The sequence below is a fragment of the Roseofilum reptotaenium CS-1145 genome (assembly GCF_028330985.1).
Taxonomy (GTDB): domain Bacteria; phylum Cyanobacteriota; class Cyanobacteriia; order Cyanobacteriales; family Desertifilaceae; genus Roseofilum; species Roseofilum reptotaenium.
In genome coordinates this window covers 38,759-64,463 of the sequence record NZ_JAQMUE010000021.1, presented here as the reverse complement: position 1 = coordinate 64,463, position 25,705 = coordinate 38,759, and the positions used below count along the sequence as shown (strand labels likewise).

19 protein-coding genes and 1 pseudogene are annotated in these 25,705 nt (G+C 46.4%); 7 read left to right on the top strand and 13 right to left on the bottom strand.

From position 1 onward, the window contains the following. Window positions 1–44 precede the first annotated feature (44 nt). A complete protein-coding gene (locus PN466_RS02765; RefSeq protein WP_271936771.1) occupies window positions 45–5,291 on the top strand; it encodes an AAA family ATPase in 5,247 nt (1,748 codons plus the stop codon). Between the two features lie 41 nt (window positions 5,292–5,332). Here the strand turns inward: PN466_RS02765 and PN466_RS02760 are convergent, their stop codons facing one another. Both PN466_RS02760 and PN466_RS02755 read right to left on the bottom strand, forming a co-directional pair. Continuing rightward, window positions 5,333–6,007, bottom strand: a complete 675-nt coding sequence (locus tag PN466_RS02760; protein WP_271936770.1) for a response regulator transcription factor — start codon at window positions 6,005–6,007, stop codon at window positions 5,333–5,335. Window positions 6,008–6,143: 136 nt separating this feature from the next. Continuing rightward, window positions 6,144–7,133 (bottom strand): DMT family transporter, encoded by a 990-nt coding sequence (locus PN466_RS02755; protein WP_271936769.1) that lies wholly within the window; start codon window positions 7,131–7,133, stop codon window positions 6,144–6,146. 445 nt (window positions 7,134–7,578) lie between these two features. On the opposite strand from PN466_RS02755, the gene PN466_RS02750 reads away from it, so the two are divergent. Then, entirely contained in the window at window positions 7,579–9,162 is a 1,584-nt protein-coding gene (locus tag PN466_RS02750) for a serine/threonine phosphatase (RefSeq protein WP_271936768.1), read from the top strand. 41 nt (window positions 9,163–9,203) lie between these two features. Next, complete coding sequence (locus tag PN466_RS02745; RefSeq protein ID WP_271936766.1) at window positions 9,204–10,439, top strand: protein kinase domain-containing protein; 1,236 nt, start codon at window positions 9,204–9,206, stop codon at window positions 10,437–10,439. A gap of 61 nt (window positions 10,440–10,500) precedes the next feature. Here PN466_RS02745 and PN466_RS02740 read toward each other — a convergent pair whose 3' ends face one another. The 5 genes and pseudogenes from PN466_RS02740 to psaC all read right to left on the bottom strand — a co-directional run bounded on the left by PN466_RS02740 (window position 10,501) and on the right by psaC (window position 15,108). Further along, window positions 10,501–10,716, bottom strand: coding sequence for a DUF4327 family protein (locus PN466_RS02740; protein WP_271936764.1), 216 nt, complete (start codon window positions 10,714–10,716; stop codon window positions 10,501–10,503). Window positions 10,717–11,000: 284 nt separating this feature from the next. Next, entirely contained in the window at window positions 11,001–12,920 is a 1,920-nt protein-coding gene (gene glmS / locus PN466_RS02735) for a glutamine--fructose-6-phosphate transaminase (isomerizing) (protein ID WP_271936762.1), read from the bottom strand. A 618-nt stretch (window positions 12,921–13,538) separates the two neighbouring features. Beyond that, a pseudogene (locus PN466_RS02730) lies at window positions 13,539–13,685 on the bottom strand (IS4 family transposase); the annotation flags it as partial. A 431-nt stretch (window positions 13,686–14,116) separates the two neighbouring features. Next, complete coding sequence (locus tag PN466_RS02725; protein WP_271936761.1) at window positions 14,117–14,722, bottom strand: Uma2 family endonuclease; 606 nt, start codon at window positions 14,720–14,722, stop codon at window positions 14,117–14,119. 140 nt (window positions 14,723–14,862) lie between these two features. Next, window positions 14,863–15,108 carry a photosystem I iron-sulfur center protein PsaC gene (gene psaC / locus PN466_RS02720; RefSeq protein ID WP_012307203.1) on the bottom strand — a complete coding sequence of 82 codons (246 nt, stop codon included), beginning with the start codon at window positions 15,106–15,108 and terminating at the stop codon, window positions 14,863–14,865. Window positions 15,109–15,429: 321 nt separating this feature from the next. On the opposite strand from psaC, the gene PN466_RS02715 reads away from it, so the two are divergent. Together PN466_RS02715 and glmU are read left to right on the top strand one after the other, a co-directional pair. Further along, the gene (locus PN466_RS02715) at window positions 15,430–15,567 is read left to right on the top strand and encodes a hypothetical protein (protein ID WP_271936756.1); all 138 of its coding nucleotides are present in this window, start codon (window positions 15,430–15,432) and stop codon (window positions 15,565–15,567) included. 2 nt (window positions 15,568–15,569) lie between these two features. After that, the gene (gene glmU, locus PN466_RS02710) at window positions 15,570–16,931 is read left to right on the top strand and encodes a bifunctional UDP-N-acetylglucosamine diphosphorylase/glucosamine-1-phosphate N-acetyltransferase GlmU (RefSeq protein WP_271936754.1); all 1,362 of its coding nucleotides are present in this window, start codon (window positions 15,570–15,572) and stop codon (window positions 16,929–16,931) included. 98 nt (window positions 16,932–17,029) lie between these two features. Here glmU and hemW read toward each other — a convergent pair whose 3' ends face one another. After that, the gene (gene hemW / locus PN466_RS02705; RefSeq protein ID WP_271936753.1) at window positions 17,030–18,256 is read right to left on the bottom strand and encodes a radical SAM family heme chaperone HemW; all 1,227 of its coding nucleotides are present in this window, start codon (window positions 18,254–18,256) and stop codon (window positions 17,030–17,032) included. A gap of 156 nt (window positions 18,257–18,412) precedes the next feature. Between hemW and PN466_RS02700 the strand changes: the two genes are divergently transcribed. After that, window positions 18,413–19,492: a PIN/TRAM domain-containing protein gene (locus PN466_RS02700; RefSeq protein WP_271936836.1), complete on the top strand. Its 1,080-nt coding sequence runs from the start codon at window positions 18,413–18,415 to the stop codon at window positions 19,490–19,492. A 42-nt stretch (window positions 19,493–19,534) separates the two neighbouring features. Here PN466_RS02700 and PN466_RS02695 read toward each other — a convergent pair whose 3' ends face one another. From PN466_RS02695 to ffh, 5 genes are all read right to left on the bottom strand, one after another. Then, window positions 19,535–20,344, bottom strand: a complete 810-nt coding sequence (locus PN466_RS02695) for a DUF6816 family protein (RefSeq protein WP_390889960.1) — start codon at window positions 20,342–20,344, stop codon at window positions 19,535–19,537. After that, window positions 20,319–21,281: a PhoH family protein gene (locus tag PN466_RS02690; protein ID WP_271936751.1), complete on the bottom strand. Its 963-nt coding sequence runs from the start codon at window positions 21,279–21,281 to the stop codon at window positions 20,319–20,321. Before PN466_RS02690 ends, PN466_RS02695 begins: the two co-directional genes overlap by 26 nt. 43 nt (window positions 21,282–21,324) lie before the next feature. Then, window positions 21,325–21,726, bottom strand: coding sequence for a KH domain-containing protein (locus PN466_RS02685; RefSeq protein WP_271936750.1), 402 nt, complete (start codon window positions 21,724–21,726; stop codon window positions 21,325–21,327). Between the two features lie 4 nt (window positions 21,727–21,730). Beyond that, the gene (gene rpsP / locus PN466_RS02680) at window positions 21,731–21,994 is read right to left on the bottom strand and encodes a 30S ribosomal protein S16 (protein ID WP_271936749.1); all 264 of its coding nucleotides are present in this window, start codon (window positions 21,992–21,994) and stop codon (window positions 21,731–21,733) included. Between the two features lie 174 nt (window positions 21,995–22,168). Further along, window positions 22,169–23,596: a signal recognition particle protein gene (ffh, locus tag PN466_RS02675; RefSeq protein WP_271936748.1), complete on the bottom strand. Its 1,428-nt coding sequence runs from the start codon at window positions 23,594–23,596 to the stop codon at window positions 22,169–22,171. 271 nt (window positions 23,597–23,867) lie between these two features. On the opposite strand from ffh, the gene mrdA reads away from it, so the two are divergent. After that, window positions 23,868–25,661: a penicillin-binding protein 2 gene (gene mrdA, locus PN466_RS02670; RefSeq protein ID WP_271936747.1), complete on the top strand. Its 1,794-nt coding sequence runs from the start codon at window positions 23,868–23,870 to the stop codon at window positions 25,659–25,661. The last annotated feature ends 44 nt before the right edge of the window (window positions 25,662–25,705 follow it).

Sequence of the window (25,705 nt, the reverse complement as noted above, 5' to 3'; positions counted from 1 at the left end):
TATCTATTATTCCTCTGATTTTTTATATCCTTCCATATTGAATCATGCTCAAGCTGTCGCAGTATCAAATCTTGGCTACACTGTCGGAAAATGTGAATACAATTGTCTATCGGGCAGTCACGCAAACCGATGGTACTCCAGTGATTCTCAAAACCATCCGGAAAAATTATCCTTCTACGGTGGATATTGCCAGACTCAAGCACGAGTACGATATCGCTCGACACCTGGATATTTCCGGGATCGTCGCTCCCCTTACTTTAGATGAATTTCAGGAAAAACCAATTTTAGTATGGGAAGATTTTGGTGGGCGAGATCTTACTTATTGGTCGCACGAGAAACCGCTATCTGTCGAATGCGTTCTCTGGGTCGGACGGCAACTGGCAGAAACTTTGGGACATCTCCATCAAAAACGAGTGATTCATAAAGATATTAAACCCGAAAATATTATCTTTAACCCAGAAACCCAACAGTTAAAACTGACTGATTTTTCCATTGCCTCGCGCTTGTCTAAGGAATCGGCGACTATAAGCAATTCCAATCTTCTCGAAGGAACCCTCACCCATATCTCTCCCGAACAAACGGGTCGGATGAACCGGGCGATCGATTATCGCACCGATTTTTATTCCTTGGGGATTACCCTTTACGAACTGCTTGCGGGACAGCTTCCCTTCAAATCCAACGATCCGATGGAACTGATACATTGCCATCTGGCCAAAACTCCCCAGCCCCTTAATAGTGTAAATCCTCAAATTCCCGAAATCCTTTCGGGTGCGATCGCAAAACTCATGGCCAAAACTGCTGAAGATCGATATCAGAGTGCCTATGGCATCAAAGCGGATCTGGAAATCTGCTGGCAGCAATGGCGGGAAAGTCAAACCGTGCGCCCCTTTATACTAGCTCAACAAGACCGACGAGGAACCTTCTCGATCCCGCAAAAGCTCTACGGTCGCGAATCAGAAGTGCGGCAATTGCTGGCGGCCTTCGATCGCGTTAGCCAAGGTACTACCGAAATGATGCTGGTGGCAGGCTATTCGGGAATTGGCAAATCTGCCCTGATCAATGAGGTTCACAAGCCCATTGTAAGGCAGCGAGGCTATTTCATTAGCGGCAAGTTCGACCAGTTGCAGCGCAATAAGCCCTATTCTTCGTTGATTCAAGCCTTTCGAGAACTGGTGCGCCAACTGCTCGCAGAAACGGATCAGCAAGTTGCCACTTGGCGCGAAAAACTAACAACTGCCCTGGGGAAAAATGGTCAAGCGATCGTGGATGTGATTCCGGAAGTGGAGTCCATCGTCGGCCCCCAACCAGCTTTGCCGATCTTGTCTGCTTCTGAAGCCCAGAACCGCTTTAATCTCGTTTTTCGGGCGTTTATTGGCGTATTTACTCGCAAACAGCATCCTCTTGTCATGTTTTTGGATGACTTGCAATGGGCAGATGTCGCATCGTTGCAATTAATTGAACTACTCGTTACGGATTCTGACGGGCAATATCTACTGATGTTGGGCGCTTATCGGGACAACGAGGTGAGTGCAACCCATCCCTTAATGCGAATGCTCGAGGAGATTCAGGAGAGGGGGACAGCCCTAGAAACCATCGTTCTCAAAGCGCTAAACCCGACCCACATTACTGAGTTGGTCGGCGATACTCTACAGATGGAGCGATCCGAAATTGAAACCCTCACCCAATTACTCGTCCGGAAAACCCAAGGTAATCCCTTTTTCTTAACGCGGCTTTTTAAATACCTCTATGTTGAAGAAGTCATTAAATTTAATCTACAAATGGGTGAATGGCAATGGAGCACAAAACATTTACTCGATATTGAAATTACCGAAAATGTTGTGGATTTGATGGTGGAGGAAATCCAAAAATTACCCACAGCTACACAAAAGGTTTTGCAGTTGGCGGCCTGCGTGGGCAATCGGTTCGATTTGAAAATACTGGCAATTGTCAGTGAACAACCCGCCCAGATCGTTGCTGCCGATTTGTGGGCAGCACTTCAGTCTGGATTAGTCGTTCCCTTGAGCGATACCTATAAAATTCCGCAAGTCGTCGAGGACTGCGAAACTTTACAAATTGACTACAAGTTTTTGCACGATCGCGTTCAACAGGCAGCCTATTCTCTGATTCCCGAGGCAGAAAAGCAACAGGTTCATCTCAAGGTGGGTCGCTTACTTTGGCAAAGCATTTTGCCAGAAGAGTTAGACGAGCGTGTCTTTGACATTGTTAACCCGCTTAATATCGGCGCTGCTCTGATTGTCGAACCCAGCGAGCGGCTCGATTTGGCGCAACTCAACTTGCAGACCGGATGCAAGGCTAAAGCTGCCACAGCCTATGACTCGGCGATCGAATATCTCACGACAGGACGGAACTTGCTGCCAGAGGATGCGTGGCAAAGTGAGTACGACTTGACCTTGCAACTCTATACCGAAGCGGTTGAAGTAGAATATCTGCTAATACAGTTTGAAACTGCACAAGCCCTTTCGGAGATCGTTCTCGATCGCTCCCGAACTCTGCTTGATCAAGTCAAAATTTACGAGGTTAAAATCCAGTTTTTCATTGCCCAAAACCAGATGCTGGAGGCGATCGAGACTGCACTGCCAGTGTTGGAATTATTGGGCTACCCTCTGGAGACCAATCTGGCAAAGTTGCAATTAGCGAGACCCCTGCCCCAGTTGGATGAATTGGCGGATTATCCTGAAATGTGCGAACGCCAGCAATTAGCCGTACTTCAAATTCTAAGTATTATTTCTGGCCCCATTTACCAAGCCCGCCCGGATCTGTTGCTCTTTACTGTCTTCGAGATGGTGAACCTCTGTTTGGAATTTGGTCACTCCTCGCTGGCAGCATATGCCTATGGGATGTATGGTCTGATCCTTTGCGGGCCCCTCAATGACATTGCCTTGGGCTATCAATCCGGACAAATTTCTATGCGTATCCTGGAGCAATATCCTTCTGCTACTCTCAAGTGCAAAGTTCATATGCTCTTTAGCTCCTTCGTGGGACATTGGAAAGAAGCACATCACCGGACGATTAAGTCCCTAGAGCAGAAAGTAAATATGGGTCTCGAAACTGGAGATTTGGTTTATGCAGCCTATTGTGCGATGTGGTCGTGCGGCTACATGATGCTCACGGGGATGAGACTCCCGGATGTGGAGGTGGCGCAACAGACTTATGTGGAACTGCTGGCAAAAACGAAACAGGAGCATGGCTGGTATCCTGCCAAAACTTGGCGGCAGTTGACCCAAAACTTGCGAGGCAAAGTACCAGATGTGCAGATCCTTGAGGGGGAATATCTCAGCCGTGAGGAGGTAGGATACCTCGAAGCCTCGCAAAATCGCATGTTGCTGTTTTTTGTCTATTTTGCTGAGGTGATGCTGGCTTACCTGATGAAAGATTGGCAAACTGCTAAGGCCAAGATGGCGATCGCATCCCAATACCAAACATCAGCCTATGCTTCTATGCTCGCTGGAGGCTATGTTTTTTATGAAACTTTGGTGCAGTTAGCCATTTATTCAGGTTTACCGCCAGAAGAACAGACAACGACTTGGGAGTCCATTCAAACCAATACGGCTCAAATCGCTAACTGGGCGAGTCACGCCCCTCACAATTATCAAAGCAAGCACGAATTGATCTTAGCCGAACAGGCACGCATTCAAGGGCGAGCGCTAGAGGCAATGGACTATTACGATCGCGCGATCGCCACTGCCCAGTCCAACGGCTTTTTGGCAGAGACGGGCATTGCAGCCGAACGTGCCTCTGAGTTTTATCGGACCTTGGGACGGGAAAAAATTGCCCAGCAGTATTTGCTCGATGCGATCTATGGTTACGATCGCTGGGGAGCCTTGGCAAAAATCGCTGCCCTCGAGAACGATTTCCCCACGCTGTACAATAGCTCTCCTTCCCACAACATTACCTCAAGAGATACTACCGAAACTTACGGACAGGTCTTAGACTTTGATACAATCTTTAAAGCTAATCGAGTTATTTCTGGACAAATTGTCTTAGATAGATTGCTAGTAGAGTTAATGCATATTATCCTGCAAAATGCGGGGGCACAAACTGGATGTTTGATCGTTGTTAATGAAGATGATTTAGTGATTGAAGCATCAGGAAGTGTTGATTCTGAGGAGATTATAGCCCTTCAGAATCAACCCGTAGCAGAGTCTAATACGGTTTGTCATGCGATCGTGAACTATGTTGCTAGAACGCAGGAAAATTTAGTTTTAAATGATGCTTCTCATTCTGGTAACTTTACTCGAGATACTTATATTAAAATCAATCAACCTCAATCAATTCTCTGTATTCCCTTAGTCAATCAGGGTAAATTAATTAGTATGGTTTATCTGGAGAACAACTTAACGGTAGGGGCTTTTACTGATGATAGAGTAAATACACTACAGGTTCTTTCAGGACAAGCGGCGATCGCCCTAGAAAATGCGTATTTATACCGTAATTTAGAGGAAAAAGTAGAAACGCGAACTGCTGAACTGGCTTTAGCTAACGCAGAAATTAAAACATTAAATGAACAATTAACTTCCGAAAATCTCCGTTTGAGTTCAGAAGTGGATGTTGCCAGAAAAATTCAACAGATGGTGTTACCTAAGAAAACTGAATTAGAAGTAGTGGAAAACTTGGATATTGCCGGATTTATGGAGCCTGCGGATGAAGTTGGAGGGGATTATTATGATGTATTAAAGCAAGGCAATCGCATCAAAATTAGTATCGGAGACGTAACCGGTCATGGTTTAGAAAGTGGAGTGTTAATGTTAATGGCGCAAACGGTTATTCGCACTCTAGAAAACATCCAGGAAACCAATACGATTCATTTTTTAGAAATAGTTAATCAAACCTTATATCAAAACTTGCAACGCATGAACTCTGACAAAAATATGAGTTTAGCTATTCTAAATTACGAATGTGGCGTGATTCAGGTTAGTGGTCAACACGAAGACATTATCGTGGTTCGAGCCGATGGAGAACTGGAATTGATCGATACCCTAGATTTAGGGTTTCCTATTGGTTTGGAATTGGAGATTGGTGAATTTGTTGCTCAACAAGAGATTATCTTAAATCGAGATGATATTGTTCTCTTATACACGGATGGCATTATAGAAGCGGAAAATATGGAGAATGAGCTGTATGGGTTAGAGCGATTAACTCAATTAGCACAACAGTATCGGCAACATTCAGCGATGCAAATTCGTGACTTGATTATTGAAGAGGTACGCCAGTTTATTGGGCAACAAAAAGTCTTTGATGATATTACTTTGGTCGTACTAAAACAACGGTAAACTTAGAGCATTACGTTTTACCTACTAGAGAATAAACTAATCTAGTCCCGCAAAACATAGCCGACACCGCGCACCGTCTGAATTAATCGTTTTTCTTCGTTGGCTTCTAACTTTAAGCGCAGATAACGAATATAAACTTCAATGATATTGGAGTCGCCCATAAAATCATAGCCCCAAACCTGTTCTAAAATCTGGTCGCGGGTGAGAACTTGGCGGGGATGCATCAGCAAATATTCTAACAAATCAAATTCTTTGGCAGTTAGCTCGATCGCCCGATCGCCGCGCTTGACTTCCCGCGACCTGCGATCTAAACTCAGATCCTCAAAGGCTAAATACTCGCGCTCCGATTTCTGCACTCGGCGAATCTGTACCCGAATCCTGGCCAATAATTCCTCAATATTAAAAGGTTTGACCAGATAATCGTCTGCACCCGCATCCAATCCCGCAACGCGATCGCCAACTTCATCCTTTGCAGTCAACAAAATTACTGGAACATTCTCTCCAGTTTGGCGTAAACGGCGACATAAATCAATTCCACTTAACCCCGGTAACATCCAATCTAAAATCACTAAATCGGGTTTCAACTCTCGAATACGAGTTAATCCTGTCAACCCATCCCCCGCAACACTGACCTGGTATCCTTCGTATTGCAGTTCTAACTCCACAAAACGAGCGAGTTTTTCTTCATCTTCAATGACCAGGATATGGGAACTCATGACTGTAGACCTAATATCAATTAAAAATTCAGAAATGATATAACCGGAAACTTAACTCACCATGATACTATCGTTGATCGAGTAGGGGCGAAAAACCCTTCGCCCCTACAGATGGATGCCGATTAACCCAACCGTTCTAGGTAGACGACTCTTCACTAAGGATGCGATCGCTATATTGACTCGATTTGGCTAGATAAATTCCCCCTAAAACCGTAGCAAAAGCCATCATATTAATCAACGTCAATCCTTCGGCAAAAACAATCCAAGCAATCATCGCCGCAAAAACCGGATCGAGTAACAGGAAAATTCCCACTAAACCCGAAGACAGACGCTTGAGACTATAGGCTTGTAATCCTTGTCCCACCACTTGACAAACCACCGCTAAGGCAATCACAGAGAGCCATCCAGAGACCGTAATCGGAAAGAGTTGGTCTTCAGCCAGCAAGACAACCGGCAGGGAGAGAATTGCGCCAACACCACAGCACCACATTAAGATTACCGTAGCGGGAAACTTGTGGCGTAGAGTTTCAATTAACATTAAATTAGCAGCAGAAAAGACAGCCGATAATAGGGCAGCAATATCTCCATTCAGATGTTCAGCGCCGACTTGGAAATCATCGAGTCCCAGGGCGATCGCCCCAATCAGAGCAATGAGTAAGCCCATTAAAAATGGCCGATCAAAGGACTCACGGAAAATGATCCAAGCCCCCAGAGTTGTAAATAAAGGCGTTAGGTTATGTAAAATGGTAGAATTGGCTACACCGGTTAGGGTCAAAGACCAAGCCCAAAAGGCCAAACATCCCCAAAACATCACCCCTGCACTGATTAACAACATCACATCCCGTCGATTGAGCGGTTCAACGTTTGGGTTGGGATCTAGAGAATCGCTGTTTTTTGAGTGTTCTAGGGCATAAACGACCCCCAAAACGATAAAGGCAATCCAAAACCGGTTGAAAATTGTAGAAAATGGGCCCAACTCTCGTTCACTCAAGCGAATGAAAATGGCAGCAAAGGATAAAGAAGCGATCGCCAAAAAGACAGCTAATAGGGCAGATACGGTGGAACTGATTTTAGGAATTTTAGGTAAATGGGGTTGAATTGAGGGTAAGGCTCTGGTAACAGACATGATCTTAGCAAGGGTTATCCTTGGAGTAACAGGAGTAGCGGAAGGAGGTTGAGTCAATTTTTTAATCCTCTCCTTCCAATTATCTTAAGATTGCGATCGGATAGCTCAGACATCATTTTTGCAATTTGTTACACAATTAAACGGCTCTTCATTGAATCATCAAACTGAGACAATATAATGACCATGGGAAATCTAACCTGCTATCCTGAAAGGTGCAAGAGATTGTGCGATTCGATTGTGTAGCGATGCCTAGCATTATCACGCAGCGATGCCGAGCCTTATCGCATTAGCGATGAGTCACAGATCGCCACCGTCCACCTGGTTGTCCAACTTCCCTGATTATTGTTATCTATTCTTAAGCCACTATTCTGGATTCCCAGAATCTCCAGACGTACTAATTAACAATTCTCCCAAATCAAGCTCAAGACTAACCCTAAACAACCCTATGGATATCTCACCCAATGCACAAGTTATTCTTCCAGAACTCGCCCAGATTTATCGAGCGCTAGAATCACAACTCAATGAAATGGATCGCCATCGTGTCCCTTCCCTACAGGAATCTTGGCTGGAAGACGAAAACAAGACAGTTACAGTGATCGAGGACCGCTCAGACTGGAAAAAAGTGGTAGATCTGTGGCGGGAAGAAAACATGCCCTCAGAGCAAATTATCTTTATGTTCCATGAGATGCTCGATCTCTGGGAACAGCTCGAAATCGTCCATTGTCGCCAAAGCCTTCTAGAACTAGACAACCTTCTGCTCGATGAAGATGAAATTCTGTGCCTCAAATGCTTATATCCTGATGGCAACCCAGAAGCAATCACCCTTAAAGAGTTAGGTAAACTGTGGCAAAAACTCTTTCAACAATCAGATATGACCCAAGTGGGATCATTACTCACCCTCTTTCAAGACCTGAAAGCGGAAAAAATGACCGCCGTTGACCAACTCCGCGATCGCCTAGAAGACATTTTAGCTGAAGAACAAGGCAATCCAGACCTAGACCTAGACAGTGATCCCGAAAGCCTTGCCCCCCTCTATTCTGAAGAAGAACTCGATCAGGACAAAACCCAACCTATTGACTACAACGACTATAACCCTGCTGCATTTTCTCCATCTGCCCCTACCCAGTTTCCCAGTTCCACGGGTGCCCCCTTTGAAGATATGCCCACCGTGGTTTTACCGATGCAACTGTTTAGCCTCGATTATGCAGGAGCAACGGATAAGGGGATGCAACGAGACCACAATGAAGATAGTTTTCTGATTCATACCCAACTAGAACGCATTGAAGATAAAACTGGGCGTACCATTCATGCCAAAGGCTTGTATATTCTCTGTGACGGGATGGGTGGACATGCGGGTGGAGAAGAAGCCAGTATGGTTGGAGTGAACACCCTCAAAGAGTATTTTCAAACCCATTGGTTTGATTTACCCGATTCTGACTCTCGTTTACCTTCGACTGAATGTATTAGAGAAGGTATATTACAAGCCAATGAAGCCATCTATGACATTAATCAATCCCAAAGTCGTACCGGAAGTGGACGAATGGGGACTACCTTGGTTTTGGTTTTAATTCAAGACGTTCATGTGGCTGTTGCCCATGTGGGTGATAGTCGATTATATATGTTTAGTCGAAAACAGGGGTTAAGCGTACTGACTCAAGACCATGATGTTGCCCAACGGGAAATTAAGCGCGGATTAGAACCCGAATTAGCCTTTGCTCGTCCCGATGCCTATCAATTAACTCAAGCATTAGGTCCACGCCACAACGATTTTGTCAAACCGGATATTTATTGTTTTGAACTCAATCAAGATAGTCTATTGCTGTTAAGCTCCGATGGACTTACGGATAATGATTTAGTAGAAAAGCATGTGGGGACGCATATTGAACCTCTGATGAGTTCTCGTGCCAATCTGGAGCGGGGAGTGAGTGATTTAATCGATTTGGCTAACGAACATAATGGTCATGACAATATTACAGTGGTTCTAGTTCGGGCCAAGGTGCGCCCTAATTTAGGAGGATTAAGCCGTTAAGTCAATATTGAGTTGTTCTATACTGTTTGAGATACGTCAAGATGATACAAGGGACGATCGCCCTCACTCTATTAGATCCGAAGAAAGGAGAGCCACTGCAAAGCTGGAAATTTCCTCCTCAAGGGAAAGTTCGTATTGGCCGGGCCCAGGATAATGAAGTGGTGCTTTCTAATGATTTGGTGTCTCGGTATCATTTGGAGTTAGAACCCATTTCACATCAGACGGATGAAACGATCGCCTGGAAAGTCACTAACCGAGGCACAAATGGCACGCTGGTGAACCATCAAGCTATCTCCCAAATGATAATCGAGAGCAAAAGTCTGATCCAGTTAGCTGCTGGGGGGCCAACTTTAGAGCTTACCTTTCTGAATCAGACAATTGCTCCCCCTCCAACTACATCAGGATGCACCCATGAAGGCAATGCTCCGAATAATTTGTTTTGTATCCATTGTGGTCAACCCTTGCATGTTGAAAAACAAGTGCGGGATTATCGGATTTTGCGAATTTTAGGTCAAGGGGGTATGGGAACAACCTATTTAGCCTATCCTCCTCCATCGAAAAAAAGTTCATCTCCGTTAATCGTACTTAAGGAGATGAATTCTGATTTAGCCCGCATTGCCAAGGCTAGGGAGTTGTTTGACCGGGAAGCTCGCACCCTGAAGGGGTTGAACTATCCCGGAATTCCTCGCTTTTTTGATTCGTTTATTGAGGAGGGTAAAAAGTATTTGGCGATGGAGTTAATCCATGGTGAGGACTTAGAGCGCTTGCTCTATCAACAGGGGCCGTTTTCTGCACCAGTTGCCATTGAGTTGATGATTCAAACCTGCCAGATTTTGGGTTATTTGCATAGCCAATCACCCCCGATTGTGCATCGGGATATTAAACCGGCGAATCTATTGCTACGTCGCTTAGATCGTCAGATTGTGGTGATTGATTTTGGAGCAGTTAAGGAGATTGGAACGCCCTTGGGAACTCGGATTGGAGCAGAGGGCTATAGTGCCCCGGAGCAGGATCGAGGACAACCAGTAACCCAATCAGATTTATATGCGATCGGGCCGACACTTGTGTTTTTACTAACTGGAGAACAGCCGCTTAAGTATTATAAACGTCGCCGAGATCTCTCCTATCGTTTAGATTTGCAGTCTGTGGAAGCGATCGCTCCACCTCTGCGGGATGTGATTGAAAAGACAACAGCTCCTAAACCCCGCGATCGATTTCCCAATGCTGAAAGATTAGCGCAAGCTTTAGACTCTGCACTTTCAGCTATTACGGGATAAAGGAGTTTTGGGGTTTGAAACTTATTTTTTTGACAATGGGTTCTTGGCCCTTAGCGTTGCATTAGTCTTCCCATTCTTCTACAGCTAGGAGTTCACTCACCGGGTCTTGCATAGAGAAGTCATAGGCTTTCAATTCTTTTTTCCAATATTTCCACTGATCGCCATACAAAAATGCCATTTTCCAAATGCCATCTGTCGGTTTTAGGATATTAGAATCAACCAATGATTTCACTTTGGTTTGCAGTTTAAACATTGGGTGAACAACCTGTTGTTTCATACAACCTTGATTCATATTTGAAGTTTGTCAAATCTTTTCTATGTGTACTTTCCTAGTGGCGAGTTAGGTTTCTCGTGAGGATTCTGCAGAATTAGAGAACAAGAACAGCTAGGAATTATTTTTCTTGTTACTTCCTCACAATAGCATAACACGCTAGGAAAGGGAAGACTTGCATCGAAAAGTTTTTTTTATCCGTGAGGCAATAGGCAATAGGCAATAGGTAACAGGAAATAGGTAATCAGCTATCCCCGTGTCCCCATGCCCCCGCGTCTCCCCTTATCCGCCTACTCTACGGTCACCGACTTAGCCAGATTGCGAGGTTGATCGACATCAAGACCTCTAAGGGCAGCAATGTGGTAAGCCAGTAACTGGAGAGGAATCACTGTAACCAAAGGAGAGAGAAACTCATCGACCGTAGGAATGGCTAAGATTTGGTTGAAAATATCCTGAGCTTCGAGGGAGTTTTTAGGGGTCACTCCAATTAAACGAGCATCTCTGGCTTTGGCTTCTTGGGCATTGGAGAGCACTTTTTCATAGAGATCTCCAGGAGTAGCGATCGCCACAACAGGCACTTTTGCATCTAACAGGGCAATAGGGCCATGTTTCATTTCACCAGCCGGATAGCCCTCTGCATGAATATAACTGATTTCTTTGAGCTTCAATGCCCCTTCTAAGGCAATAGGAAAATTGATCCCCCGACCCAAAAAGATAAAATCGCTCGTTTCATTAAACTGATGGGCCAACTCACCAATATAACGATCCTGCTCTTCAATCAGCCTCTCAATCAGCGCTGGTAATTCCCGTAACTTCTTGATGATACTCTCGATAACCTCCGGTTTCAGGGACTGACGGCGATCGGCTAAATCCAACGCCAAAGCATAAAACGCCATCACCTGAGCACTAAACGTTTTCGTTGCTGCCACTCCCACCTCTAAATTGGCATGGGTATTAATAATATAAGGAATCAACCGACCCAACGAACTTTCCGGCCGATTTGTAATGCCCAGCATTCGGGGTTGATAGGCACTTAAAGGGTGGGCCTTGCGCCGCTCTTGTTCCATCCCTAAAGCTGCCAGAGTATCCGCCGTTTCTCCTGACTGAGTAACCCCAATCGTTAACGTATTGGCTGTTAAAGGAGGGGGAGAGTAGCGAAACTCCGAGGCATATTGAACACAAGTCGGAATACCCGCCCACTGCTCTAGCAAATGCTTTCCAACTAACGCCGCGTGCCAACTGGTTCCACAAGCCACAATATAAATTTGCTCTAAGTTTTCATACAAGCTCTTAGGCAAATTGAGTTGCACCAGTCCCTGGGAGGAGACAGACAGGGAAGACTGGCTAGAACGGGTTTTATCCTGGGGTTGGAGATACCATTCGGGGTCAAAATAGGCATCAAGTTGGGTTCGCAGAACCGTTGGTTGCTCATAAATTTCTTTGAGCATAAAGTGGCGAAATCCTTGTTTTTCGGCGCTGCTGGGATTCCAGTTCAGGGTTTGGGGGTATTTAACCCGTCGCTCTCCCCGGAAATCATAAACTTCAACTCCCAGGGGAGTCAGACGAGCCATTTCTCCGTTATCTAAGGGCAGAATAATATGGGTATGGGAAACCAGAGCAGGGGTATCGGAGGCGCAGAAAAATTCCCCTTGACCAAATCCAATCACCAGGGGAGCTTGTTGGCGAACTACAATCAGTTCATCGGGAAATTGGGTCGAAATAACGGCAAGGGCAAATGCCCCCTCTAACCGGTTCACCGTTTGCCTCACAGCTTCTAGGAAAGAACTGGGATTACTCGATAAATAGTCAGAAATCAGATGGGGAATCACCTCAGTGTCTGTATCGGAAACAAACTCATGACCTTTTGCCTTCAATTCTTCTCGCAGTTCCCGATAATTTTCCACAATTCCATTTTGCACCACCGCCACCGTTTCCTGTTTATTCGTATGGGGATGAGCATTATACTCCTCCGGTTTACCATGAGTCGCCCATCGAGTATGGCCAATTCCCAACCGCGCCTTGTCTTCAACTCCCCTGAGCTTATCGCGCAAATTATACAACTTTCCTTTAGCTTTGATGGCGTGCAGTTCGCCTTCAGAAATCATGGCAACGCCTGCCGAATCATAACCTCGATATTCCAGCTTCTCTAATCCAGAAAGGAGAATATCCTGAGCTTCTTGAGTGCCAATGTAGCCAACAATTCCACACATTGAATCGATTACTCCGAGTTGTATTGATTACGAAACTGGGGGGTTGTAGACGGAGAACTAGGGCCACCCTGTTCCCCTTAGCTGTTTATGCTAACAGTTTCTTCGTGGGATTCGTTCATTCATCGGATGGTTCGGCAGAATTTTTCCGGAGATCGCCAATCCTCATTTTATTGAGTCTGATTTTTTACGGTTTCGGTTTCGTTTATTCTTTAGCAAGCGTCTCATCCAGCAAAAGGCCGACAGTGCCAGCGCTATACTGCCCAAAAATGCCACTAAAAAGGGATGAATCAGCTGAATATCGGTTATATTGTCACGGTTTTGGGAATCCCATGGCTGTATAATTAAACCGGATGTTGAGGCTAAAATTGCGCCTACACCGACCGCAAACCCCAAAGCTTGAATATCGTCTAGTAGATCTTCGTTTTGCTGTTGTAAGATGCGATCGCTCTCTGCTTGTTCGATCTCGACTAAACCGCGAATGGTGGCGATCGCACTGTCGAGGAGTTGTGAACCTTCACGTAGATAGGTTAAGTTGGCTTCAATTTGTTTTTGGAACCGTTGAAAGTCGCGATCGGCATACTCTCGCCAAAGAGTTAAGTCACTAGAGATATTCTTTTCCTAAGTACAGGACAAAAGTTGTATGGGCTGAAAGAGAGAGTCAGAAAAAGAGAGCGGGTCAATGAAAAAGCGGCGTAGGAGGTCAAAACCATAGCGAAACAAACTACGGGCAGGGCGACTATGAGCCTTAATCGTACGAATCGGCTTGTGATGTTGAGGATCTTCCATCCAGTTGCGGACGAGATCGCTTAAATTGGCACTTCCGGTAAAAACCACAGTAAGGCATGAGTATCCAGCAGGAAGCGCATTAGCTATAATCCTGAAACTCATCTAAGGTCGCATCAAAATCATCAGAGAGAGTAATGTGATCGTGATCGCAGCCAAACATAGGGGGGAGGGGGGCGCGGTACAAGCGGTACAAACTGTGGTAAAGACTGGATGTCTTCTTCTAAATCTTTGCGATCGTCGCACATCCCCTATATTGGCATTAAAATCATGCCGTAGAATGGAGCCGAATAAGGCAGGCTCTGTCACATTCAACTTTTGGCGAAATTCAGCAATTTTTTCCATCGGCAGTGAGATCAGCCTCTCGGTCATGTTAACCTTCCCTTCAGAATCCCCAATTCATATGCAGAGTTTTAACTTGGCATAATATCGTCAAGTTTGAGTTGTAACTCAGGAAACAGGTAAGAATGAATTGAGTCTCCCAAACGATATTGTTGCTGCTCATAAACGCCGTTTACCAATTGGCAAATCGTCAAAGTCGGTTGTTTGGGATTGCCGATAAATTGTAAGCCACCCAAACCTCTAAAGTCCACAATCCAATATTCCGGAATTTTCAAAAAAGCATATTCTTCCACCTTTCTCGCATAATCATCTTGCCAGTTGGTACTCACCACTTCAGCAACAAGGCAAACAGTACTTCCATTACAAATAACCGGTTCTTTTTCCCAAAGGGGTTCTTTGCTCAATTCATCTCGATCTAAAACAATAACATCAGGACGTAAAGCCGTAGCTTCAGCGTAAAGAGGTTTTATCAAACCAGTTTTTGGAATCAACCAATTGAGATGGGAACGAAAAATCTCCACATAGATTCTTCCTACAATACACCCCGCAACTGCTTCATGAGGCCCTGTGGGTTCCATGTCTCTGAGTTCTCCATCAATAAGTTCGTAGCGAGTATTATCGCCGTATTGGGTGATAAATTCCTCAAAGCTGAGAAGTTTGGCTTGGGTGTAAGTCATGGGTCGATATAGCTCAATATTTAATAATAAGTTATTTTAGTTTTCGACTTACCAAAAAGAGGGAGTTGAACAACTCCCCCTTGAAACTTGGCCTCAAGATTCAGGATGAACCCAAGGGCAAGGCATTAATGAATCCGCTTTTAGTAAGCTAGACCCATACTGCGGGTAGTTTCCGCGCCTAAGTAAACCCGGATACTTAAAAAGTCAGTAGGACAAGCGGTTTCACAGCGCTTACAGCCCACACAGTCTTCTGTGCGAGGGGAAGAAGCGATCTGTCCGGCTTTGCATCCATCCCAAGGAACCATTTCTAGCACATCTAAGGGACAAGCACGCACACACTGGGTACAACCAATGCAGGTATCGTAGATTTTTACTGAATGAGACATTGAATAATAACTCCCAACAACAGTTTGATAGTGATATGCTCTCACACTTATCGACAAAGGATAAGGTGTAGATAGCTCAGTCAGTTCTAGATGGCTCCAGAGTGCCAACCGAGTAGTTGAGAACGGAATGCTTTAGCCGCTCTATGGTTTGACCAGTTTAAGTTAGTCCAGTGTTATACCGGATCAAAGCTTAGTTTAGCGCAGGGGTTCAACTCAAAGAAACAAAAGGATGAGAAACTTTAAACAACTTGACAATTAGCGATCGCCAAAACCAGAAGGAAAAACTGCTCAATCTCTTGTTAAAACTAGGATAGAGGTGGATTGTCTACCAAAAGTCTAAAAGTGATGGCGATCGCCTATCCTCGTAAAATGAGCCAAACTGGAATCAAGATTTCCCTCCAAGAGTCAAATTTTGGTGATAAAGCGCGATATACTCCTGTCGGTAGTGTGGTTGATTAGTCATGGTAGCAGTAGCAATCTTAGCGGCAGGACGGGGAACCCGGATGAAATCGGAGTTACCCAAAGTCTTGCATCCCCTAGGAGGACGTTCTTTAGTTCAACGAGTACTTGAGAGTTGTCACCTCATTTCTCCCGTGCGTCAGTTGGTGATTGTGGGATATCGGGGGGATCTGGTTCAGGAATCTCTGACGGATTTACCGGGATTGGAGTTTGTCACCCAAAGTCAACAATTGGGAACCGGTCATGCAGTTCAGCAGATTCTCCCCTATTTAGAAGGATTCACCGGGGATTTACTGGTGCTTAATGGGGATGTGCCCCTATTACGACCAGAAACGATTAGTCATTTACTGGCAACCCATAAGAGCGAAGGCAATGGAGCGACGATTTTAACCGCCCAGCATCCCCATCCCAAAGGGTATGGGCGAGTTTTTTCGGATAGCGATAATCTACTACAACAAATTGTCGAAGACCGCGATTGTACGACAGCTCAACGACAAAATCGGCGGATTAATGCGGGAGTCTATTGCTTTAATTGGCCGCAACTGGCCGAGGTTTTACCCCAGTTAAAGTCAGAGAATGACCAGCAAGAGTATTATTTAACCGATGCGGTCAATTATTTAGACCGGGTGATGACCTTGGATGTGGAGGATTACCAGGAGATTTTAGGGATTAATGACCGCAAACAGTTGGCAACAGCCCATCAGATTCTACAAGACCGGATTAAAGAGGAGTGGATGAAGGCGGGGGTAACGTTGATCGATCCCGATAGTATTACCATTGATGATACGGTACAAATTGGTTCGGATGTGGTGATTGAACCGCAAACTCACCTTCGTGGAAACACGGTGATTGGGTCGGCGTGTCGGATTGGGCCAGGGAGTTTGATAGAGAATAGTGAGATTGGGGAACAGGTGACGATTCTCTATTCGGTGATTAGTGATAGTTGGGTAAAATCTAGTACGAGAATTGGCCCCTATGCTCATCTAAGAGGGCAGGCCGAAATTGGAGCGGGTTGTCGGGTGGGTAATTTTGTGGAGATCAAGAAGTCCCAAGTGGGCGATCGCACGAATGTAGCTCATTTGTCCTATCTTGGGGATTCCCAACTCGGTCAACAGGTGAATGTGGGGGCAGGCACGATTACCGCCAATTATGATGGCTACCAGAAGCATAAAACGGTGATTGGCGATCGCACGAAAACCGGTTCTAATAGTGTCCTAGTCGCTCCCATTACCATCGGTGAAGATGTCACCATTGGAGCCGGATCGGTGGTCACCAAAGATGTAGAAAATGATGCTCTAGTTGTCGCCCGCGCTCCCCAAAAAGTGCGTCCCGGATGGCGACCGAAAGAGGTTTCTCAGGATTAGGAGATAGGGGGATAGGGAGATAGGGAGACATAGAGATTTTCTCTTGCTTCTTGCCTCTTGCCTTTTTTTCCTATTCCCCATTCCCTAGCGCGAAGTGCTTAACTAAACACTTGGAACATCTCAGCTAAAACTGTGTTAGAAAAGAGGAAGCCTTCTGGATCGCTTAGAGAGATCTGACCTGTTGAAGGTAAGGGCTGTCCAGGAAGCCAAGGTTGTCCATTCGGGGTGTTGAGGTTAATCCATCCTTGTTGATAGTAGGGATACCAACTTGGACTCAACTGTTGCAAAGGAGGATAACCAAATTGATGGGTTAAGGTCTTTAAAGATAGACCTTCTGCAAGCCGAAGACCGAGCATCAGAGTTTCTAGAAACTCTTCGGTGGACGAGAGAGGAGGAGTGTCCATCACTCCCCCATCTTGCAGCCATTGATAGTAAGTTTTTCGGGTGCGGGGTCGAATAAATCGGATACCATCAATGTAACTAGCAGCTCCCATCCCCCACCCGTAGTAGGACTGGTTGTGCCAATAGACACGGTTATGGCGACAATGATATCCAGGGCGAGCATAGTTGGAAATTTCATAGTGATCGTAACCAGCTTGCCTTAAGATTTGGGAAGTTAAGCGATAAAATTGGGCACTGCTGTCATCGCTGGGAAGGATTAGTTTTCCTGCTTCATAGCGCCGCTCAAAGACAGTCATTGGTTCGATAATTAGGTCATAGATGGAGAGGTGGGGCGGGGAAATATCGAGGGCGATTTGTAGGGTTTTTTGCCATTGTTCAGAGGTCTGCTCGGGTAAACCAGAGATCAGGTCTATACTGAAGTTATCGACTTGTGCTTGATGAAGCCAACCGATCGCCTGATAAATTTCGTTGACAGTATGCGATCGCCCACACAGTTTTAAAAGTTGGTTATCAAAGGACTGTACCCCTAAACTAATCCGATTGACTCCTAGAGCAAGAAAACCTTGTAACTTCTTGAGATCGAAAGTTCCAGGGTCAATTTCCATGGAAATTTCGGCAGTGGAGGTTAACCCAAAGTGGCGTTCGAGGGTGTTTAACAGTTGCTCGAGTTGACTGACACTGAGCAAGGATGGGGTTCCCCCCCCAAAAAACACCGTCTCTAAGGATGAACCGCGAGGAGGAGTCTGTTCAATTTCAGAACTTAAGACCTCGATATAGTGAGAAATGGCTGGGGAATTGTCTCCCCAACGGCGATCGCCGACCACAGAAATGGCAAAATCACAGTAGAAGCAGCGACGACGACAAAAGGGAATGTGAAGATAAGCTGAACGGGGAATAACTAAAGATTGTTCTTGATGCTCCATGAGACCTTTCACCCCAGTTCGGTTTGCCGTCTTATGGATCGACAGCCTTGTGTATCGATCTCTTATAATATGGGTTATCTCTATCCTTTATGGCAATGAGTTTAGGGGGTTAATTCAGACCCCTCAATATTTATTCGTTCCCAATCAGGTCAAATGATGATTGACGCAATTATTATCATATCCTTTATCCTAGCAGGAATCGGTATCGGTTTCTACGGCGTAGAATTGCTTCCGACCCCAGTGTTAGACCAAGTGAGTAATCAAGATGGTCTGCGATCGGTCACCGCTGGATTTGCTGCCCTCATTATGGGAGCAGTTGGCTTATTTGTGCAAACCTCCTATCGCCGTTTAGAAGCCCAAGTGCGACAAATGCCGGTAGAAGTCCTCCTGACCCGTTCCATTGGTTTAGTCGTAGGTCTATTAGTCGCTAACCTGATGTTAGCGCCCCTGTTCCTGCTACCCATTCCCAAAGAATTTGGCTTCATTAAACCCTTGGTTGCCGTATTAGGCAGTATCCTGTTTGCCTTCTCCGGGATTTCCCTCGCAGATACCCATGGGCGGTCCTTTTTACGACTGATTAACCCCCATAGTATGGAAAGCCTATTACTGGCTGAGGGGACCCTCAAACCCGCCACTACAAAAATTGTGGATACCAGTTGTATTATTGATGGTCGCCTGGAAGAGTTACTCGCTACAAAATTCATTGAAGGGCAACTTCTTGTGCCTCAATTTGTCTTACAAGAACTGCAACTGGTGGCGGATGCGGGCAACGATCAAAAGCGGATTCGGGGTCGTCGGGGCTTAGAAATTCTCAACCGCATTCGCGAAACTTATCCCGATAAAATTGCTATCCACCCAGCCGATTATGAAGAGATTGCGACTGTAGATGCTAAGTTGGTGCATTTAGCGCAAGAAATTAACGGCACATTGCTCACCAATGATTACAATTTGAATCAGGTTGCCAGTTTACAGGAGGTGTCTGTCCTCAATATTAACGATCTCGCCCAGGCTATGCGTCCGGCTTATTTGCCCGGTGACGATCTGGACTTAAAAATTATTAAGCAAGGTCGGGAACCACAACAGGGAGTCGGATATTTGGACGATGGCACGATGGTCGTTGTGGAAGAAGGGGGACAGTATATCGGGGTCGAATTGCGTGTGGTCGTTACGGGTGCCCTGCAAACTTCGGCAGGACGGATGATTTTTGCCCGTCCTCAAGTCTCTGCGATCGCGTAAAATTAGGAGGAAAATTCCATTTCGATCATTACACAGCGAACTCTATTGATCGATAAGCGATAACAGTAACTGATAACGGTATAACGCCACTGGGGTGGAGAAGGCGCGGAAATAGTTGGGGTCTTGGGGTGAGAGATAAATGGCGGTAACTTGCTCGGCTTCAACCTCACCTGTTTCACTCAATCGATGATAAGCTGTGGTGGTTTCAACTTCGTTTAAGTAAATCTGTCCCTGGCTACGAAATACTTGTTGAGCCACTTCTGTACTGATAAAGTCGTTTTCATTGGGGGCTTCTGTCGCTCGTCCAGTGACCAGAGAGATTAATTGGCGATCGGAAGCAAAGCGAATAATTTGCCGATTGGGATCGTCAGGATCGACCTTAACCGATCGCAACCCCCCGTCACCTAAATAAGCACTAGCAATATGGGAGCCATTAAATTCCCGATCCGCCACAATAGGGTTGAGAATCTGATTTAGCGTTTTCCCCCACGACCAACCCGAATCTCCCTGAAACGGCAATACCCATTCACTCGCGGGTTGAAACCGCACCTCAAACTCGATGGGTTGATGCAAATATTGCCGATTTCCTTCAAAACCAGGGGTGACTAAATCGGGGGCTAACGGGGCAACCATGTCTTCTAAGGTACTGGTCACTTCCCAAGTGCCTTCCATCCAGTCAGGATAAACCAAATCGCCTGTGGCTGCCATTACAGGGGGTTTGCTGTCCCAATGGGGAAACTGTTGCAGGCGATCGCCTAAAGGCCCTGCCCAAACTGGACAGGCGATCGCCCATACCATCATGGTTAAAACGGCGATCGCTATCCCCTTAAAGAGCCTTTTCATAGCGCTCATAAGCCGTGACAATCCTTTGTACCAAAGGATGACGCACCACATCCGCTTGGGTCAATTTACAAAATCCCACTCCGTCCACATTCCTTAAAATATCTTCTGCCACCGCCAACCCCGATCGCTGATTCCCTGGTAAATCGGTTTGCGTTACATCCCCCGTCACCACCATCCGCGATCGAAACCCCAACCGCGTTAACACCATTTTCATCTGCGCCGGAGTCGTATTCTGAGCCTCATCGACAATAATAAACGAATTATTCAAACTCCGACCCCGCATATACGCCAATGGAGCCACTTCAATCACCCCTCGCTCCATCAAACTGGCAATTTTCTCCGGCTCGATAAACTCATAGAGGGCATCATAAAGCGGGCGTAGAAACGGGTTGACCTTCTGTTGGAGATCTCCAGGTAAAAACCCCAACTTTTCCCCCGCTTCTACTGCTGGACGAGTTAGAATCAACCGCTCATACTGGTTATCCAGTAGCGCTCTAACCGCCAGAACTGCCGCCAAATAAGTTTTTCCCGTTCCGGCCGGGCCAATACAAAACGTCAGATCCTCAGTCCGAACTGACTCCACATAACGCTTCTGGGCAAAGGTTTTCGCCCGAATCTCCTCGCCACGACGGGTACGAGCGAGGACATTTTTCTTCAAATCCTGATGTTCATCCTCTCGCCCCGTATCCAGAGCATGACGGGCCGTGAGGACATCGACACCAGAGAGCAACTTGCCTTTACCCCAGAACTCTTCGAGCGATCGCACCAAAGCCGAACACAACTCTACTTGCTTCGCTGTACCCGAAATCAGCAACTCCTGCCCCCTCAGCACCACAGTTGCTCCCGTTTGTCTACTGAGGATTTTCAGATTTTCGCCCTGGACTCCCGATAATGCGATCGCACTATCGGGACTGGGCAGTTCAATGATTACTGGTTCATTGCTCATAATTCACCACAATTGGAGCAACCCCTAGGAAGTCGTCTAGTTCTCATTGGCGATAAGGCCCTTGAACTCGACGCGGTTCAGGTCGCGATCTCCTTCGTGGTTTATCTCGACTCTCTCGAACTCGAACCTCTTCATGAGTCCCATGGCGTTCATGGCGATCGTCAGACACATGGAACCCACCATACACATCCAAATAAGCCGACTGTCCAGCCGCTTGAGCTGCCGTAGACAGCACCGTTCGGATCGCTTCTATATTGCGGCCACCTCGGCCATAGACCTTCGCCTTATCCTTCGGCGAAAACGCCACTCGTATCCAGACCAGAGGTTTACTCGTAGACCTCTCACAATCGAGCTTCAACTCCTCTGGAAACTCTAGAAACGGATGAATCAGCATCCGCACCAACTCCAAATAATCTGGCGTTGGTAAAGTCGATTGTGGGGTCACCTCATTAGTTTTCGGGGGTTGTTGCTTTGAGTTGTTCAAAGACATTCGCTTTTTCAAGGATGTTACGCACAGTATCAGTCGGTTGAGCGCCTTGTTTTAAGCGCCGTACAATTCCCGGCACATCAAGGCGAGTCTCATCCGTTCTTGGATTATAAAATCCCAACTCTTCCAAAGGACGAGCTTCCCGACGAGTCGTACTGGGCATCGCCACAATCCGATAGCTCACTTCCCGTTTTTTGCCAAATCGTTTCAATCGTAACTTGATCATCGCTTTCCTTCAGCAGTATGCTTTTCGATTTTAGACACTAAACTCCTAATCTTACCATTTTTTCACCGCTACACCCATAATTAACAATTCAGAATACAAATCCTCTCCGTACCTCCGTGTCTCTGTGGTTCATCCCCCTCATCTCATGTTCACCTTTTTAAGCTGGCCAAGCTACTACAACTGTCCAAATCCCTTCTTCTTCTTTTTCTTCTTCTTCTTGGGCGCTCCACCATAGCCTTGCCAACCAGGAGCAGGAGGCCGGCCGCCCCCGCCTCCAGGGAATCCTGCGGGTAACCCCGGAAACTGGCCTTGCCCCATCTGTTGCATCATCGATCGCATCTTTTGGAAATCACTCACCAGCTTACTCACATCTTTTTCCGAATGGCCAGACCCTTTCGCAATCCGCCACCGACGACTCGGAGAACTCGACAACAAATCGGGATTCTTACGTTCCTCCGTTGTCATTGAACCAATCATCGCCTCCGATCGCTTCAACTGCACCTCACCCTGTTCCAACTGATCCGCATTCAACTTACCCATCCCTGGAATCATCTTCATCAGACCCCCCAGAGACCCCATACTTTTCATCAGCCGCGTCTGCTTGAGGAAATCGGTAAAATCAAACTGGGCCGAAAGGATCTTTTCCTGCATCTTGGCTGCATCGGCTAAATCCACCTCTTCCTGGGCCTTCTCCACCAGGGTCAGCACATCGCCCATGCCCAAAATCCGAGAAGCCATCCGATCTGGATAAAACGGTTGTAGAGCCTCGACCTTCTCCCCAACCCCAATAAATTTAATCGGTTGCCCGGAAATACGCCGCACCGAGAGCGCTGCACCCCCGCGACTATCCCCATCCATTTTCGTCAGGATAGCCCCCGTGATGCCAATCTGTTCATGGAACGTATGAGTCAGATTTGCTGCCTCCTGACCCATCATCGCATCCACCACCAACAGCGTCTCATGGGGGTTGACAGCGGCCTTAATGTCTGCCAATTCGGCCATCATATCGGCATCAATTTGCAGCCGACCCGCCGTATCAATAATAACGGTGTCAATCCCCTCAGCCTTCGCTTTCTCCACCCCTTGCCGGGCAATCTCCACCGGATTCGCATCCGACCCCAGCTCAAACACCGGCACATCAATTTGTTTTCCCAGGGTAATCAACTGATCGATCGCCGCCGGACGATACACATCTGTGGCTACCAACTGACAAGAGCGCTCTTGTTTGCGCAAATACAGCGCCAACTTTGCCGAAGCCGTCGTTTTCCCTGTTCCTTGCAACCCCGCCATCAGTACCACCGTCGGAGCCTTTTCCACCTGGGCTAGGGGTGCATTCTCTCCCCCCATCACTGCCACAAGCTCATCATGAACAATCTTGATAAACTGCTGATCCGGGCGCACCCCGCTCACCACTTCCGCCCCTTGGGCCCTTGATTCGACCTCAGCAATAAAATTCTTCACCACTTGCAGATTTACATCCGCTTCCAATAAGGCGCGACGGACTTCCCGCAGGGCTTCTTTAATGTTGCTCTGACTAATTTTATCTTGTCCCCGGAGGCTTTTCCAGGCAGACTCTAGGCGATCGGCAAGGGCATCAAACATAGACTAATAATCTATTGACTCAGGTTAAGTATTGTAGGCGCGATGGAAACGCAATGCGGCCATAGCTGACCTGAGAGCATTTTAGCGGAGGGTTTGGTTGGCTCGCAATCGAGTGCAACATTTAACCGAATCAAAGGCGATTTTCATACTATTTTCTTTATGATTTGTCAATCTAAACTTAGACAACTGTAAAAAATCTTTGAATTTCAGTAAAATTGCTCTACAATTTTGGTGCTTCGTATCTTAACCCCGTCACCTTAGATCAAACTATATGCTCTTAACCAAGTCCCGTCCTATTCCCACGACCCACACTACAGAGCGTACCATTGGGCGTAACTACCAAGGGTTAATCCTCCTACTGTTGATTACTCTGGGCTTGGTTGGAGGGATTGGGACTCGGTTAGTACATCTGCAACTGCTTCAAGGGACAACCTACGAACAAGAAGCTAAAAATAACCGCATTCGGGTGATTCCCAAACATCCCGGACGCGGTAAGATTCTAGATCGCCATGGCAAAATTCTTGCCGGTAGTAGTCTTTCTCACTCCGTCTATCTTTGGCCCCTGGCTAGTCGTAAAACTGAATGGCCCACCACCCTCCAACGACTCTCAGAAATCCTCAACATTCCTGAATCAGAAATCCAAAGCCGTCTGGATCAAGCAGAATATACCTCTCCCTACCTCCTACGGATTGCCAGAGGACTCACTCCCGAAGAAGTGACTGCCCTGGCTGAATATAGCCGGGAGTTAGAAGGGATAGAAGTAGATGTAGAAGCAGCGCGGGAATATCCGTATAAAGAGGTCGCATCTCATGTTTTAGGATATACCGGAGAAGTCAACGAAGAAGACTTAGAGAAAGAGGAAAATCAAGGCTATCGTCTCGGTGACATTATTGGACAAATGGGGATTGAAGCGGCCCTAGAAAAAGAACTACGCGGGGGATGGGGAGGTCGAGAGGTAGAAGTAGACAGCAAAGGGCAAGTGGTACGCATTCTCGATCATAAAGCAGCTAAATCTGGTGATGATATCCGTTTGACCCTGGACTTAGACCTGCAAATGGCAGCAGAAGCAGCTCTAGGGAATACGAAAGGGGCGATTGTGGCCATGAATCCCCAAAATGGCGAAGTCTTAGCCATGGCCAGTAATCCCAAATTTGACCCCAACATCTTCTCTGGGCGAATTAGTGAGGCACAATGGAAAGAACTACAAGGAAAAGACCATCCCTTTGTCAACCGGGCACTGCAAGGCTTTCCCCCTGCTTCTACGTTCAAGATTGTGACCACCGCAGCAGCCATTGAATCCGGGATCTACTCTCCCCACACGGTTTTGGGAACTTACCCCTATATTCAAGTGGGAGGAATCAAGTTTTGGGACTGGAACCGGGTTGGTTTTGGGCCTTTAGATTTTACTGGAGCTATGGCTTGGAGTAGTGATACGTTCTTCTATCAAATTGCCCAAGGAATTGGCGGAGAAATCTTGATTGATTGGACGCGAAGATTTGGATTTGGGCGCAAAACTGGAATTGAACTACACCGAGAAGAAGCGGCAGGTTTAGTCGCCGATGATGCTTGGAAGCGGGAAAATATTGGGTACGAATGGTTTGTCGGGGATACGGTAAATATGTCTATTGGCCAAGGGTTTTTATTGTCTTCTCCTCTGCAGGTGGCTATGATGTTTGCAGTGGTGGCTAATGGTGGGGATTTAGTTAAACCTCATTTGGTGAAACAAGAGGGAGACGATCATATTTGGCGCGAGTCTTTAGGCCTGAGTCCGATTACCGTTGAAATTTTGCAAACGGGATTACGTCGAGTGGTTAATGCGGGTACGGGAACGGTAATGAATAGTCTTTCTTTACCGGTTAATGCAGGTAAAACAGGAACGGCTGAAGATCCCCCCCGTTTATCCCATGCTTGGTACGGGGGATATGCTCCGTTGGATAATCCAGAAGTGGTGATTGTTGCCTTTGGGGAAAACTCTGGAGGAGGTGGCGGTAAGTTTGCTGCGCCGAAAGTACGTCAGGTAATGCAAGCTTATTTTGAATTAAAGAAAAAGCGTAATTCACAGTAAGAGGGAATAGGCAATAGGCAATAGTTTGTATAGCTTAAGTTCTA